The organism is Tessaracoccus terricola, assembly GCF_054776555.1.
The window spans coordinates 144,311-157,547 of record NZ_BAAHBS010000004.1; the positions used below are offsets into that span (position 1 = coordinate 144,311).

The following is a 13,237-nucleotide window of genomic DNA, read 5'->3' on the forward strand; positions in this document are numbered from 1 at the left end:
GTGACGAGCCCCCGCCGCGCCGCCACCGAGCAGGTCGAGGTGATCACGAATGCCAGTGACTCACCCCGCCGTGCTGCCGGTGTGGGTGCCCTGCGGCCGTTCGTCCGCAAGGCGATTGCTCCCGCTGCCATCGTCGGCGTGCTCGTGGCCGCGACGGTCCTGACGTTCGTCCCGGTGGATTCCGGGACCAGCGTCGCGGACCCGCTGCACCAGGCCCAGGTGGACCTCGGCGTCAGCCGCAGCCGCGAACGCCAGCCCATCCTGGACCTGCCCACCGGGGACCCGTCGCCCACGATGGTCTCCAGCATCGGCGCAGTCCCTTCCGCCGTGGTGCCCAGCACCACCCCCACAGCTGCGGCGGCGTCACCCACCCCATCCCCCGACACGGTGACGCCGTCGCACCCCACCACCGAGCCCGCAGAGGCGCCCGTCGCCGCGTCCGCCGTCCCGGCAGAGACCGAGTCCGCCGCCCCGGCATCCCCCGCTCCGGTGGAGACCCCGGCTCCCGAGCCCGCCCCCGAGGTGGACTGGAGCGTCCTCGGTGAGGAGTCAGGCACCCTCTGGGCCACCGCCAGCGTCAACGTGCGCACCGGGCCCGGGACCGACCACGACGTCATCACCACCCTCCGCTCCGGGGACGACGTCACCATCACCACCTCCACCGCCGACGGATGGCAGCAGGTGGTGGTCTCCGGCGACGCCGGCTGGATCAAGGGCAGCTTCCTCTCCGAGGAGGAGCCCCAGGACACCGGCAGCTCCTCCGGCATCAACACCTCGGCCTGCAACTCCGTGTCCGGATCAACCTCCGGCATGACCGCCAACGCCATCCAGGTGCGCAACGCCGTGTGCAACGCGTTCCCCAACGTCTCCAGCATCGGCGGCTACCGTTCCGGCGGTGGCAGCTACCACTCCTCCGGACGTGCGATCGACGTCATGATCTCCGGGGAGGCCGGCTGGGAGGTCGCCCGCTGGGCCCGCGCCAACGCAGGCCAACTCGGCGTCATCGAGGTCATCTACTCCCAGCAGATCTGGACCACCCAGCGCTCCGGTGACGGCTGGCGCTGGATGTCCGACCGCGGCTCCAGCAGCGCCAACCACTACGACCACGTGCACATCAGCGTTCGCTGACTGCGGTCGGCCCTCCCCAGCACCGCGCCCAAGCCGCGCCCGCGCCGTCGCCGCGCCCGCGCCGTCGTAGCCAGACACCTGCGCTATAACGCAGGTGTCGGTGTACAGGGCAGGTGTCGGGAGTTTTCCATAGGCCGGATCGGCGGTGCCCCCGGCCTCGGATGTAGTTGACCCATGCTGTTGCGAACCTATGCCGAGCTCGTCGCCACCGGCCTGTCACAACGGGACATCGAGGCAAGGATCCGCGGCGGCACGCTCACCCGTGTGCGTCGTGGCGTCTATGGCAGTGCTGACGAACTCGACCCCGAGGAGACCCACCGCCGACTCATCCATGCCGTGGTGCCCGCGGTCAGCCCCGACAACGTGCTCAGCCACGAGTCCGCGGCGGTGCTGCACGGGCTGCCTGTCCCGAGGAGCGCGCTCGGGAAGGTGGCCATGAATCGACGAAGTGGTGGCCACGCCCACTCCAGTGCCCACCTCGTGGTGCGTGACACGAAGTTGGCCGACGACGAGGTTACGCAGGTGGGCGGGATGAATGTGACCACCGTTGCGAGGACCGCGCTGGACCTGGCCCGATGCCAGTCGTTCGAGTGGGCGGTCGCCGCCGGGGATGCTGCTCTGCGGCTCGGCATCGAGCGTTCGGAACTCCTCGAGATCGCGACGGCGCACTCGCGGCTCCGCGGATTGCCCCTGGCTCGGCAGGCGTTCGCCTTCGCCGACGGGCGGGCCGAGTCCCCCGGGGAGTCCATCAGCCGCGTCCAGTTCGCGCGGCACGGGCTCCCGGCCCCGGAACTCCAGTTCGAGATCCACGACGACGACGGCAACTGGGCGGCGCGGGTGGACTTCCTGTGGCGGGACTGGGGGCTGGCCGGTGAGTGCGACGGCATGGGCAAGTACGGCCCGCTGCTCAAGCCCGGCCAGACTCCCGAGCGGGCGATCCGCGACGAGAAGCGTCGCGAGGAGGCGGTCCGCGACGCCGGCTGGGGGATGACCCGCTGGGACTGGGACCTCGCATGGCAGGGAGCGGCTCTCTGCGCGCGGATACTGCGGGCGGCCGAGCGGGAGCGACGGCGTCGGTAGGTGCTGGGCTGAGACGCCTGCGCGGTGAGGCGGCTGGTTACCTGCCCTGTCCACGAACACCTGCGTTATAGCGCAGGTGACCGTGGACAAGGCAGGTGTCTGCTCCGGTGCGGCAGGCCTGAGGCGCCATGCCACACACTGCGCCGACGGCGTGGGGCCGTGACGACGTGGGCCCGGCCGCGGTGTCGGTCAGGCCGCTCCGACAGCGCTTGCCCACCCGGTTGCGGACCCGCCCGGACGCAACCCGCTCGGCCCGGTTAGGCTGGCCCCATGACCAAGCCGGTAGATGCCACAACCACGGATGCCTGGGCCGAGCTCGCCCAGTTGAAGCAGAACTTGGAACCGGACCTGCGGGCCTGGTTCGCGTCGGAGCCCAAGCGCGCTGCTGACTTCTCGTTCCAGCTGGCCGACCTGCACGTCGACCTGTCCAAGAACCTCATCAACCATGACGTGGTGGCCGCGCTGCTGCGGCTGGCAGAGCAGGTGGACGTCGCGGGTCGTCGGGACGCGATGTTCAGCGGTGAGCGCATCAACGTCACCGAGGACCGGGCGGTGCTGCACACGGCGCTCCGGCTGCCGAAGGATGCCGAGCTCAACGTCGATGGCCAGGACGTCGTCGCGGACGTGCACGAGGTGCTCGAGCGGATGTTCGCGTTCGCGGACAAGGTCCGCTCCGGCGAGTGGGTGGGCGTCACCGGCAAGCGCATCGAGACCATTGTCAACATCGGCATCGGCGGCTCGGACCTCGGCCCGGTGATGGTCTACGAGGCACTCCTGCCGTACAAGCAGGACGGCCTGACCTGCCGTTTCATCTCCAACATCGACCCGTCCGACGTCGCCGAGACCACGGCGGACCTGGACCCGGAGACGACGCTGTTCATCGTCGCGTCCAAGACCTTCACCACGCTCGAGACACTGACCAACGCGCGGATGGCACGCGCCTGGCTGCTGCGCACGCTCGCAGACAACGGGGCCATCGACGGCACCGACGCCTCCAAGGCCGACGCCATCGCCAAGCACTTCGTCGCGGTGTCCACGGCGCTGGACAAGGTGGAGGAGTTCGGGATCGACCCGGTCAACGCGTTCGGCTTCTGGAACTGGGTGGGTGGCCGCTACTCGGTGGACTCCGCCGTCGGGCTGCCCGTCGCAATCGCCATCGGCCCCGCCGGGTTCCGCGACTTCCTGGCCGGCTTCCATGCCGTCGACGAGCACTTCCGCACCGAGGCGCCAGCCAGCAACGTGCCGCTCCTGATGGGCCTGCTCAACGTCTGGTACGTGAACTTCTTCGACGCGCACAGCCACGCCGTGCTGCCGTACGCGCAGTACCTGCACCGCTTCGCCGCGTACCTGCAGCAGCTCACGATGGAGTCCAACGGCAAGTCCGTGCGCTCCGACGGCACCCCGGTCACGTCGCAGACCGGCGAGATCTTCTGGGGCGAGCCCGGCACCAACGGCCAGCACGCGTTCTACCAGCTGATCCACCAGGGCACGCGCCTGATCCCGGCCGATTTCATCGCCGTCGCCAACCCCGCCCACCCCATCAAGGACGGCGAGACCGACGTCCACGGGCTCTTCCTCGCCAACTTCTTCGCCCAGACCGCGGCGCTGGCTTTCGGCAAGTCCGAGGCCGAGGTGCGCGCCGAGGGCACCGCCGACGAGATCGTCCCGGCCCGCGTGTTCGAGGGCAACCGGCCCACGACGTCGATCCTCGCGCCCGCGCTCACCCCGGCCGTGGTGGGGCAGCTGATCGCGTTGTACGAGCACATCACGTTCGTGCAGGGCGTGGTGTGGGGGATCGACTCGTTCGACCAGTGGGGTGTGGAGCTTGGCAAGAAGCTCGCCCTGGAGATCGCGCCCGCCGTGTTCGGCGACGCCGAGGCCCTCTCGGACCAGGACTCCTCCACGCAGTCGCTGGTGAGCTGGTACCTCGCGAACCGTGCCTGAGGTCCGCGACGGCGTGGGCACCGCCGGCGCCCGCGTCGTCGTCCCTGCGCCCCGGCCCCGCCGCTGGCTACGGGTCCTGCTCGCGAGCGGCCTGCTCGCGGGCGCAGCCGTGGTGGCCGCGGTGGTGGTGGGTGCCCGGCACGTGGCCGAGGGGTCGCAGGGGCGGATCCACACCGTCGCCGACGTCCCGGAGACCCCGATCGCGATGGTGCTGGGTGCTGCCGCGCACCCGAACGGCAGGCCGTCGGCGTTCCTCGCCGCGCGGCTGGACCTGGCCGTCGAACTCTACGAGGCGGGGCGCATCAGGGCCGTCCTGGTCAGTGGCGACAACCTGCCCCGCGCGAACTTCCAGACGACGGTGATGCGCGAGTACCTCGTCGCCCGCGGCATCCCCGACGAGCAGGTGGTGGAGGACCCTGCCGGCTACGACACCTACGACTCCTGCGTGCGCGCCCGCGACGTGTTCGGCGTTGAAGATATGGTCATCCTCTCGCAGGAGTACCACCTGGCAAGGGCGATCACCATCTGCAACGAGGTGGGGGTGGACGCCGTGGGTGTGGGCGACCTGACCACGCAGCAGCGGTTCCCGCTGGTCTACCTGAAGGGCGAGGCGCGGGAGTGGATCGCCAACCTGAAGATGGAGTGGGACCTGGCCACCGAGCGCGTGCCGCAGCAGGATCCCTTCGACCCGAGTCTCCTGGACGCGGCCCAAACCTGATCCCCACAAGCTCCCAACGAGCTCCACGCCGCCAATTGGTGGATCGATGAGGACGGCGACGGCGTGCAGGGTGACGAGGAACTGCCCCTGGCGGGCGTCACCGTCGAACTGCTCGACTCCGAGGGCAACGTGGTGGGCTCCACCACGACGGATGAGAACGGGCGCTACCTGATCGACGAGATCCCTTCGGGTGAGTACCAGATCCGGTTCACGCTCACGCCTGAGCAGCAGGAGAAGTACAGCTTCACGACGCCGAACTCCGGCGATCATGATGGTGTCGACTCCGACGCCGACGGCTACGGTCTGACCCCGAAGTTCGTGCTCGACGACAACTCCACGGGGCTGACCCGCGAGTACGACCGGGAGTTCAACGCTTCCGAGGGCGTCGACCCCACGTGGGACGCCGGCGTCGTCCTGAACCCGACCCCGGAGCCGACCCCGACCCCGGAGCCGACGCAGGTCCCGACTCCCTCGCCGGAGCCGGCCCCGACGTCGTCGGAGGTCCCGAGCGAGGTGGAGGCGCCCAGGCCGGGTCTTCCGGATACGGGTGGCTTCGGTGATCTGGCCGGCATCGCGGGAATCCTCGCGGCGCTGCTGGTGGTGGGCGCAGACATCACGCTCGTGCGCGCACGTCGCATGGTCTGATCAGCTGACCGACTGAACAAGGGTGGGTCCCGGGCAACCGGGGCCCACCCTTCTCCGTTCCCTCCGACCCTTTCGCAGGACCCTTGCGGATCGCCCGGTGATGCCAGCGCAACAGTGTTGCGATCAGGCGCGCTGTCGACGCCCCTCGCAACAGTGTTGCGCTGGGGACGGCCGGGGAGGGCTGTAGTGCCCCTTAAAACGCCAGGAGCCGCCGCACTTGGTGCGACGGCTCCTGGATGGTTTCGACACGGGCGCGGGGCGCCCTGCTCAACCGACGGGTGTGGTTTGGACAGGGGCGCGGGGTGCCCTACTCGACCGCGGGAAGGTCAGGCGACCTCACCGGGGATGACGTCACCGGAGGGCCACTCGGCCTTGATGAAGTCAGCGACCTCCTGCGAGTGCAGCAGCTCGTCGAGGATGGCGACGCCGGGGTTCTCGTTGTCTGTGCGCCAGACGAGCAGGTTGGCGTAGGGGTTGCCCTGGACGGACTCGACGGCGATGGCGTCCTCGGTGCTGAGGCCAGCGGTGAGGATGAAGTTGCCGTTGATCAGGGCGGCGTCGATGGCCGGGTCGGTCAGCTGCTGGACGACGATCTCCGGGTTGGACTCCTCGAACTGGAGGCCCTTCGGGTTCTGCTCGTCGGTCAGCGTCAGGACGGCGTCCTCCTCGGTGATACCGGTCAGCAGGCCGGCCTCCTCGAGCAGCTTCAGGCCGCGGAACTGGTTGGACGGATCATTCGTGATGGCGATCGTGCCGCCGTCGGGGATGTCGTCCGCGGAGGTGTGCTGGTCGGAGAACAGCGCGAAGGGCTCGATGTGGACGCCCTCGCCGTGCTCGAACTCGTAGCCCTTCTCGGCGATCTGGTTCTCGAGGTAGGGCAGGTGCTGGAAGTAGTTGGCGTCCAGGTCGCCGCCTGCGAGTGCCTCGTTGGGCAGGACGTAGTCGTCGAACTCGACGATCTCCAGCTCGATGCCGGCGCCTGCGGCCAGCTCGCTCGCCACGAACTCGAGGATCTTGGCGTGCGGCAGCGGGCTGGCGCCCACGGACACCAGGGTGGCCTCGCCGTCGGTGCCGGCGGTGGTCTCGGTGCCTGCGGTGGTCTCGGTTCCGGTGGTCTCGCCGGCGGTGTTCTCGGGTTCGGCGTCCGCGCCGCAGGCCGTGAGGGCCAGGGCAGCAGCGGCGGAGACTGCGATGATGGTGCTGAGCTTGCGCACAGTTTCTTCCTTCTCTTCTGGGGCCAACGACGAGTTGGCCGCTCTACTTGTGGCCACCAGGTGGTGGCCGTTCCCGGACGGCCCGGGTGGTCTATCGGTGGTCGACGGCGCGCGCGATGGCGTCGCCGACGTACTGGATGAGCTGGACGAGGATGATCAGCAGGATGACGATGACCACCATCACGTCCAGTTCCCAGCGCTGGTAGCCGTAGTTGTAGGCCAACCGGCCGAGGCCACCGCCGCCGATCAGGCCGGCCATCGCCGAGTACCCGACGATCGTGACGACGGTGGTGGTGATGCTCGCCACGAGCGTGGGCATGGCTTCGGGGACGAGCACCTTGGTGATGGTCTGCATCCGGCTGGAGCCCATGGCGTGGGCGGCGTCGATCTTGCCGCTGTGGATGTCACGCAGCGCCGTCTCCACGAGCCGCGCGAAGAACGGCACCGCGGCGATGGTCAGTGACACCGACGCCGCGATCGGGCCGATGGCGGTCCCCACCAGGAATCGTGTCAGCGGGATCAGCGAGACCATCAGGATGGCGTAGGGGAACGAGCGGGTGATGTTGACGATGATGGGGGACAAGATGGTGTGCACGATGCGGTTCTCGGCCATCCCGCCGGGCTGCACCACGAACAGGACGACGCCGAGCGGCAGGCCCAGCACCACCGTCGCGAGGCTGGAGATGCCCACCATCTGCAGCGTCTCGATGGTGGCTTCCGGCAGCCCGTTGACGATCACCGGGCTGGTGAACAGTTCGTACAGGTAGTCGATCACTCGAGTCCCTCCGGCTTCTCGGCGAGGGAACTCGTCAGGCGCGCGTCGGCTCCCTGGTCCTGCAGGGAGCGCACCACCAGGTCCGGATCGGTGCCCGAGGGGACCGCGATCCGCAGGTGCGAGAAAGTGGTCCCGGCAAGGTGTTCCACCGATCCACCGACGATGTTCAGCGGTGCGCCGACCTCGGCCGAGGTGTGTGCCACGACGGGCTTGGTGGCGTGCTCGCCGGTGGACAGCACGTCCACCAGCACGCCGTCCACCACGGACGCGTCCACGTGCGGCGGGATCCCGAGCAGCGCCTGGCTGAGGCGGCCGTCGAGGCGGCGCACGACGTCGGTCAGCTTCCCGGACTCGACGATGCGGCCGCCGTCGAGCAGGGAGACCGAGTCGCAGATGCTCTTGACGACGTGCATCTCGTGGGTGATGACGAGCACGGCCAGGCCGTCGCGGCCGCGCAGCGAACGGATGAGCTCCAGGATCTCGTCGGTGGTGCGGGGGTCGAGCGCGGAGGTGGGCTCGTCGCACAGCAGGACGTCGGGGTCCGACGCCAGTGCGCGGGCGATGCCGACCCGCTGGCGCATGCCGCCGGACAGCTGCGCCGGGTAGGCGGCACCGGAGTCGCCCAGCCCCACCAGCCCGAGCAGCTCGTCGACCTTCCGACGGCGCTCGGCCCGCCCCACGCCGATCAGCTCCAGCGGGTATCCGACGTTGTCAGCGATGGTTCGGGAGTCGAACAGGTTGGCCTGCTGGAACACCAGCCCAATGCGACGGCGCGCCTTGCGCAGCGCGTCGGAACGGGCGGCGGTGAGGTCCACGCCGTTGATCTCGATCGTGCCGGAGGTGGGCTGGTCCAGCATCGTCAGGCAGCGCACGAGGGTGGACTTGCCGGCACCGGAGTGGCCGATGATGCCGTGGATGGAGTCCGACGGCACGGTCAGCGACACCCCGTCGAGGGCGCGCACCTCTCGCTTGCCCTGACGGTAGACCTTGTACAGGTCCTCAACCGTGATCAACGTGCCTCCCGGCGGCCTTGCGGATTGAGCCGAACTGGCTCATTGTCTCAACGCCGCGGGGCTCAATCCAATTCCCGAAGTGGGGGACCACTTCCGGCGAGGGGTCAGGAACCCATCACTGCCGGGTCGGAGCCCACCCGCACGCCGGTGTCCAGGCCGTCGATGAGCTCCAGCTGCTCGGAGTTCAGCTTCAGGTCCACGGCGGCGAAGTTGCCGACGATCCGCTCGGGCGTCTTCGACTTGGGGATGACGACGAACCCGCGGTGCAGGTGCCAGGCGATGATGACCTGCGCCGGCGTGGCGCCCAGGGACTCGGCGATCTTCACGATCTCCGGGTGCTCCAGGTCCTGCGACGCGCCGAGCGGGCTCCAGGACTCCACCACGACGTCGAGGTCCGAGGTGTGGTTGATCAGGTCGTTCGGCTGGAAGGTGGGGTGCAGCTCGATCTGGTTGAGCACCGGGACGATGCCCGTCTCGTCGACGATGGTGTCCAGGTGCTCGGGCAGGAAGTTGGACACGCCGATACTGGTGACCAGGCCCTCGGAGCGGAAGTCGATCAGCGCCTCCCACGCCTCGGCGTAGCGGCCCTGGGAGGGCAGCGGCCAGTGGATCAGGTACAGGTCGACACGGTCCATGCCGAGCGCCTCGAGGCTGGCCTCGATGGCGGCGCGGGCGTCCTTGCGGGCGTGCGAGCCGTTCTGCAGCTTCGTGGTGACGAAGACCTCGTCGCGGGGGATGCCGGACTCGCGGATCGCGGCACCGACGCCCTGCTCGTTGCGGTAGCCGGCGGCGGTGTCGATGTGCCGGTACCCGGCCTCCAGCGCGGCGAGGGTGGAGGCGTGGGCCTCCTCGTTGCTCATCTGGAACACGCCGAGCCCGATCTGCGGGATCGTGTGGCCGTCGTTCAGCGTGATCAGCTCAGGGGTGGGCATGCTCTCGGGTGCTCCTTATGTCTGGGTCGTGACCATTCAACCCCCTCGGTCAAGTTCCTGCTCGTCAGCGTCCCGATGGGCGGTCCGCAATAGGATTGCGGACGAGTGACGGGAGGGCCATGGCGGAGCAGGTGATCGCCTCGAAGGCGGCCAACGCCCAGGTGCTGGAGGCCGAGATGGCGCTGGAACCGGCGGCCGTGCTGGCGCTGCGCGGTCAAGACGCCGCCGTCGACGGCGTGGTGGAGTGGTTCCGCAGCTTCCAGGGCGGGCTCTGGGTGGGTGGCCGTGTGATCCTGACCGACCGGCGGCTCCACTTCGAGGCCAACTCCCTGAACAAGATGGTGCACGCCGGACCGATGGAGGTCGACGTGGACCTGCGCCACGTGATCGACGTCGCCACCCGGCGTGGGCTGCTGGGCGGCGTCGTCCAGGTGCTGCTGCCCGGCGCAGTCTTCCAACTGCGGCTGCTGGGTGCGCGCGGGTTCGCCGAGCAGGTCCGCGACGCCGTCGCCGCCCGCCGCTGACCGCGGTTCGCCCTCCGGGGACGGTCCCGTTCAGTAGGTGGTGAGGCCGCGGGCCCGGAACTGCTCCCGGACGCGCTCCACCACCTCGGGCTCCGGCGGTGGGGTGTCCGCGAGCCGGTAGTCCATCCCCAGCGAGTCCCACTTGTCGCGACCCATCTGGTGGAACGGCAGCACCTCCACCCGCGAGACGGTCGACAGCGACGACGCGTGCGCGGCCACCCGCGCCACGTTGGCTTCGTCGTCGGTCAGGCCGGGGACCACGACGAAGCGGACCCAGATCTCCTTGCCGTCCTCGGCCAGGCGTCGGCCGAACTCAAGCGTGGGGGCGAGTTCGCCGCCGGTGACCTCCCGGTAGCGCTCCTCGTCGCCGGCCTTGATGTCCAGCAGCACCAGGTCCAGGTCCGCCATGATCTGCCGGTTCACGTGGCGGCCCAGCGCGCCGGAGGTGTCCATCGCCGTGTGGATCCCGCGTTCCTTCGCGGCGCGCAGCAGGTTCTGCACGAACGCCGGCTGCATCATCGGCTCGCCGCCGGAGATGGTGAGGCCGCCGCCGGTGGCGGCGAACACCTTCCGGTAGCGGTCCAACCTGCCCGCCACCTCGTCGAGGCTCACCAGTCGCCCGCGCCGCGTCGCCATCGTGTCCGGGTTGTGGCAGTACTGGCAGCGCAGCGGGCAGCCGTTCAGGAACACCGTCATGCGGGTGCCGGGCCCGTCCATGGAGGTCACCAGTTCCCACGAGTGCAGCCACGCCAGCGTGCCCTCGCGGATGCCGCGCAACTCCTCCGACCGCCCCTCCGCCGCGGCCGCGCCCAGGCCGTCGAGGCCCCGCCCGGCGGCCCGCGGCGTCGCACCCATCGGCGACGGCGCGAACTCGCCGGTGGAGCCGTCGACCACCCGCTCCAGGACGGGTGCGCACGCGGGCATCAGACGCGCTCGTGGAAGGTGCGGGAGATCACGTCGAGCTGCTGCTCACGCGTCAACCGCACGAAGTTGACGGCGTAGCCGGAGACCCGGATGGTCAGCTGCGGGTAGTTCTCCGGGTGCTCCATCGCGTCGCGCAACGTGTCCCGGTTGAGGACGTTGACGTTCATGTGGAACCCATCGGAGCCGATGTAGGCGTCCAGGATGCCGCTGAGCGCCGGGACCTGCTCGGCCAGGGTGCGGCCGAGTCCCTGCGGGACGATCGTGTTGGTCAGCGAGATCCCGTCCCGCGCCTGCTCGAAGGGCAGCTTGGCCACGGACAGGGCCGAGGCGAGCATGCCGTGGGAGTCGCGGCCGTTCATGGGGTTGGCGCCCGGGGCGAACGGCTCCCCGGCGCGCCTGCCGTCGGGGGTGTTGCCCGTGTACTTGCCGTACATGACGTTCGACGTGATGGTCAGCACCGACTGCGTGTGCACGGCGTCGCGGTAGGTGGGGTGGCGGCGGATCTTGTCCATGAAGCGGGCCACCAGGTCCACGGCGATGGCGTCGACGCGGTCGTCGTCGTTGCCGAACATGGGGAACTCGCCGGTGGTGACGTAGTCCACGACGAGGCCCGACTCGTCGCGCACGACGCGGACCTCGGCGTCGCGGATGGCCGACAGCGAGTCCGCGGTCACGGAGAGCCCGGCGATGCCGCAGGCCATGGTGCGCAGGACATGCGGGTCGTGCAGCGCCATCTCGAGACGTTCGTAGGCGTACTTGTCGTGCATGTAGTGGATGCAGTTGAGGGCGTTGACGTAGGTGTGGGCCAGCCAGTCGAGGGTCTTGTCGAAGCGGGCCATGACGTCGTCGTAGTCCAGCACGTCGCCCTGGACCGGGGCGGTGGCGGGGGCCACCTGCTTGCCGGTCTTCTCGTCGCGGCCGCCGTTGATGGCGTACAGCAGCGCCTTGGCCAGGTTCACGCGGGCGCCGAAGAACTGCATCTGCTTGCCGATGGCCATGCCGGAGACGCAGCAGGCGATGCCCGCGTCGTCGCCCAGGTCCTCGCGCAGGAGGTCGTCGGACTCGTACTGCACCGAGGAGGTCTGGATGGAGGTGCGCGCGCAGAAGTCCTTGAAGCCCTGGGGGAGGGCGTCGCTCCAGAGCACCGTCATGTTGGGTTCCGGGGCGGGGCCGAGGTTGTGCAGCGTCTGCAGCATCCGGAACGAGTTGCGCGTCACCAGCGTGCGGCCGTCGGCGCTCATGCCTCCGATGGACTCGGTCACCCACGTGGGGTCGCCGGAGAAGATCTCGTCGTACTCGGGGGTGCGCAGGAACCGCACGATGCGCAGCTTGATGACGAACTGGTCGATCAGTTCCTGCGCCTGCTCCTCGGTGATGCGGCCGGCTTCGAGGTCGCGCTGGATGAACACGTCGAGGAAGGTGGAGGTGCGGCCCAGGCTCATCGCGGCGCCGTTCTGCTCGCGGACCGCGCCCAGGTAGGCGAAGTAGAGCCACTGCACCGCTTCCTGCGCGGTGCGGGCGGGGCCGGAGATGTCGAAGTCGTAGGAGGCGGCCAGGCGCTTGAGCTCCTCGAGGGCGCGGATCTGCTCGGCCATCTCCTCGCGGTCGCGGATCACGGACTCGGTGGACCAGTCGGCGTCCAGGGCGGCCCGGTCCTGCTTGCGCAGCTCGATCAGGCGGTCGACGCCGTAGAGGGCGACGCGGCGGTAGTCGCCGATGATGCGGCCGCGGCCGTACGCGTCGGGAAGGCCGGTGATGACGTGGGCGCTGCGGGCCTTGCGGACGGCCTCGGGATAGACGTCGAAGACGCCGGCGTTGTGGGTCTTGCGGTGGACGGTGAAGGTCTCCTTCACCTGCGGGTCCACGTCGTAGCCGTAGGTCCGCAGCGCGGTCTCCACCATCCGCCAACCCCCGTTGGGGATCATGGCGCGCTTCAGCGGGGCGTCGGTCTGGAGGCCCACCACGACGTCGTCCTCGGAGCAGATGTAGCCCGGCGCGAACGCGTCGATGCGGGAGACGGTCTTGGTGTCGACGTCCAGGACGCCGCGGGCCCGCTCCTCGGGGAACAGGTCCACGATGGCCTGCCAGACCCGGGTGGTGCGAGGGGTGGGGCCGGCGAGGAACGAGTCGTCGCCGTCGTAGGGGGTGTAGTTGCGCTGGATGAAGTCACGCACGTCGACACCGGCCTGCCACGGGCCGGGCGCGAAGCCGTCCCACGCGTGCCCGGTGTCCCGGTCCTGTCCCTCAGTCGCCTGCTCCTGACCGACTGCCAACGTCACGGGTGTCTCCTACTCACTTGTGTACTTCGTGACGGTAACAACGCGCCCGGATGTGGAATTG

Annotated in this window: 12 protein-coding genes; 6 read left to right on the forward strand and 6 right to left on the reverse strand. The window is 69.5% G+C overall.

Annotation, left to right across the window (positions count from 1 at the left end; genetic code table 11):
- From ACYU7G_RS06430 to ACYU7G_RS06450, 5 genes are all read left to right on the forward strand, one after another.
- Complete coding sequence (locus ACYU7G_RS06430; protein ID WP_461105968.1) at positions 1-1,128, forward strand: SH3 domain-containing protein; 1,128 nt, start codon at positions 1-3, stop codon at positions 1,126-1,128.
- 174 nt (positions 1,129-1,302) lie between these two features.
- Positions 1,303-2,208, forward strand: a complete 906-nt coding sequence (locus tag ACYU7G_RS06435) for a hypothetical protein (protein ID WP_461105970.1) — start codon at positions 1,303-1,305, stop codon at positions 2,206-2,208.
- Positions 2,209-2,478: 270 nt separating this feature from the next.
- A complete protein-coding gene (gene pgi / locus ACYU7G_RS06440; protein WP_461105972.1) occupies positions 2,479-4,152 on the forward strand; it encodes a glucose-6-phosphate isomerase in 1,674 nt (557 codons plus the stop codon).
- Positions 4,145-4,870, forward strand: a complete 726-nt coding sequence (locus ACYU7G_RS06445) for a SanA/YdcF family protein (RefSeq protein WP_461105974.1) — start codon at positions 4,145-4,147, stop codon at positions 4,868-4,870. The genes pgi and ACYU7G_RS06445 overlap by 8 nt, the downstream gene beginning before the upstream one ends.
- A gap of 42 nt (positions 4,871-4,912) precedes the next feature.
- The gene (locus ACYU7G_RS06450) at positions 4,913-5,515 is read left to right on the forward strand and encodes an SdrD B-like domain-containing protein (protein WP_461107250.1); all 603 of its coding nucleotides are present in this window, start codon (positions 4,913-4,915) and stop codon (positions 5,513-5,515) included.
- Between the two features lie 326 nt (positions 5,516-5,841).
- On the opposite strand, the gene ACYU7G_RS06455 is transcribed toward ACYU7G_RS06450, so the two are convergent.
- The 4 genes from ACYU7G_RS06455 to ACYU7G_RS06470 all read right to left on the reverse strand — a co-directional run bounded on the left by ACYU7G_RS06455 (position 5,842) and on the right by ACYU7G_RS06470 (position 9,449).
- Positions 5,842-6,729 carry a MetQ/NlpA family ABC transporter substrate-binding protein gene (locus ACYU7G_RS06455; protein ID WP_461105976.1) on the reverse strand — a complete coding sequence of 296 codons (888 nt, stop codon included), beginning with the start codon at positions 6,727-6,729 and terminating at the stop codon, positions 5,842-5,844.
- Between the two features lie 91 nt (positions 6,730-6,820).
- Complete coding sequence (locus tag ACYU7G_RS06460; RefSeq protein ID WP_461105978.1) at positions 6,821-7,504, reverse strand: methionine ABC transporter permease; 684 nt, start codon at positions 7,502-7,504, stop codon at positions 6,821-6,823.
- The gene (locus ACYU7G_RS06465; protein WP_461105980.1) at positions 7,501-8,517 is read right to left on the reverse strand and encodes a methionine ABC transporter ATP-binding protein; all 1,017 of its coding nucleotides are present in this window, start codon (positions 8,515-8,517) and stop codon (positions 7,501-7,503) included. Before ACYU7G_RS06465 ends, ACYU7G_RS06460 begins: the two co-directional genes overlap by 4 nt.
- A 104-nt stretch (positions 8,518-8,621) precedes the next feature.
- Positions 8,622-9,449 (reverse strand): aldo/keto reductase, encoded by an 828-nt coding sequence (locus ACYU7G_RS06470; protein WP_461105982.1) that lies wholly within the window; start codon positions 9,447-9,449, stop codon positions 8,622-8,624.
- 119 nt (positions 9,450-9,568) lie between these two features.
- Between ACYU7G_RS06470 and ACYU7G_RS06475 the strand changes: the two genes are divergently transcribed.
- On the forward strand, positions 9,569-9,973 hold the full coding sequence (locus tag ACYU7G_RS06475) for a hypothetical protein (RefSeq protein ID WP_461105984.1): 405 nt from the start codon (positions 9,569-9,571) through the stop codon (positions 9,971-9,973).
- A 30-nt stretch (positions 9,974-10,003) separates the two neighbouring features.
- Here the strand turns inward: ACYU7G_RS06475 and pflA are convergent, their stop codons facing one another.
- A complete protein-coding gene (pflA, locus tag ACYU7G_RS06480) occupies positions 10,004-10,897 on the reverse strand; it encodes a pyruvate formate-lyase-activating protein (RefSeq protein ID WP_461105986.1) in 894 nt (297 codons plus the stop codon).
- Positions 10,897-13,176: a formate C-acetyltransferase gene (pflB, locus tag ACYU7G_RS06485; protein WP_461105988.1), complete on the reverse strand. Its 2,280-nt coding sequence runs from the start codon at positions 13,174-13,176 to the stop codon at positions 10,897-10,899. The genes pflA and pflB overlap by 1 nt, the downstream gene beginning before the upstream one ends.
- Between the last annotated feature and the right edge of the window lie 61 nt (positions 13,177-13,237).

Bases quoted from the DNA above. Each gene is read 5' to 3' on its own strand.
- ACYU7G_RS06470 (WP_461105982.1), bottom strand. From the start codon at position 9,449: ATGCCCACCCCTGAGCTGATCACGCTGAACGACGGCCACACGATCCCG.
- pgi (WP_461105972.1), top strand. From the start codon at position 2,479: ATGACCAAGCCGGTAGATGCCACAACCACGGATGCCTGGGCCGAGCTC.
- pflA (WP_461105986.1), bottom strand. From the start codon at position 10,897: ATGCCCGCGTGCGCACCCGTCCTGGAGCGGGTGGTCGACGGCTCCACC.
- ACYU7G_RS06435 (WP_461105970.1), top strand. From the start codon at position 1,303: ATGCTGTTGCGAACCTATGCCGAGCTCGTCGCCACCGGCCTGTCACAA.
- ACYU7G_RS06475 (WP_461105984.1), top strand. From the start codon at position 9,569: ATGGCGGAGCAGGTGATCGCCTCGAAGGCGGCCAACGCCCAGGTGCTG.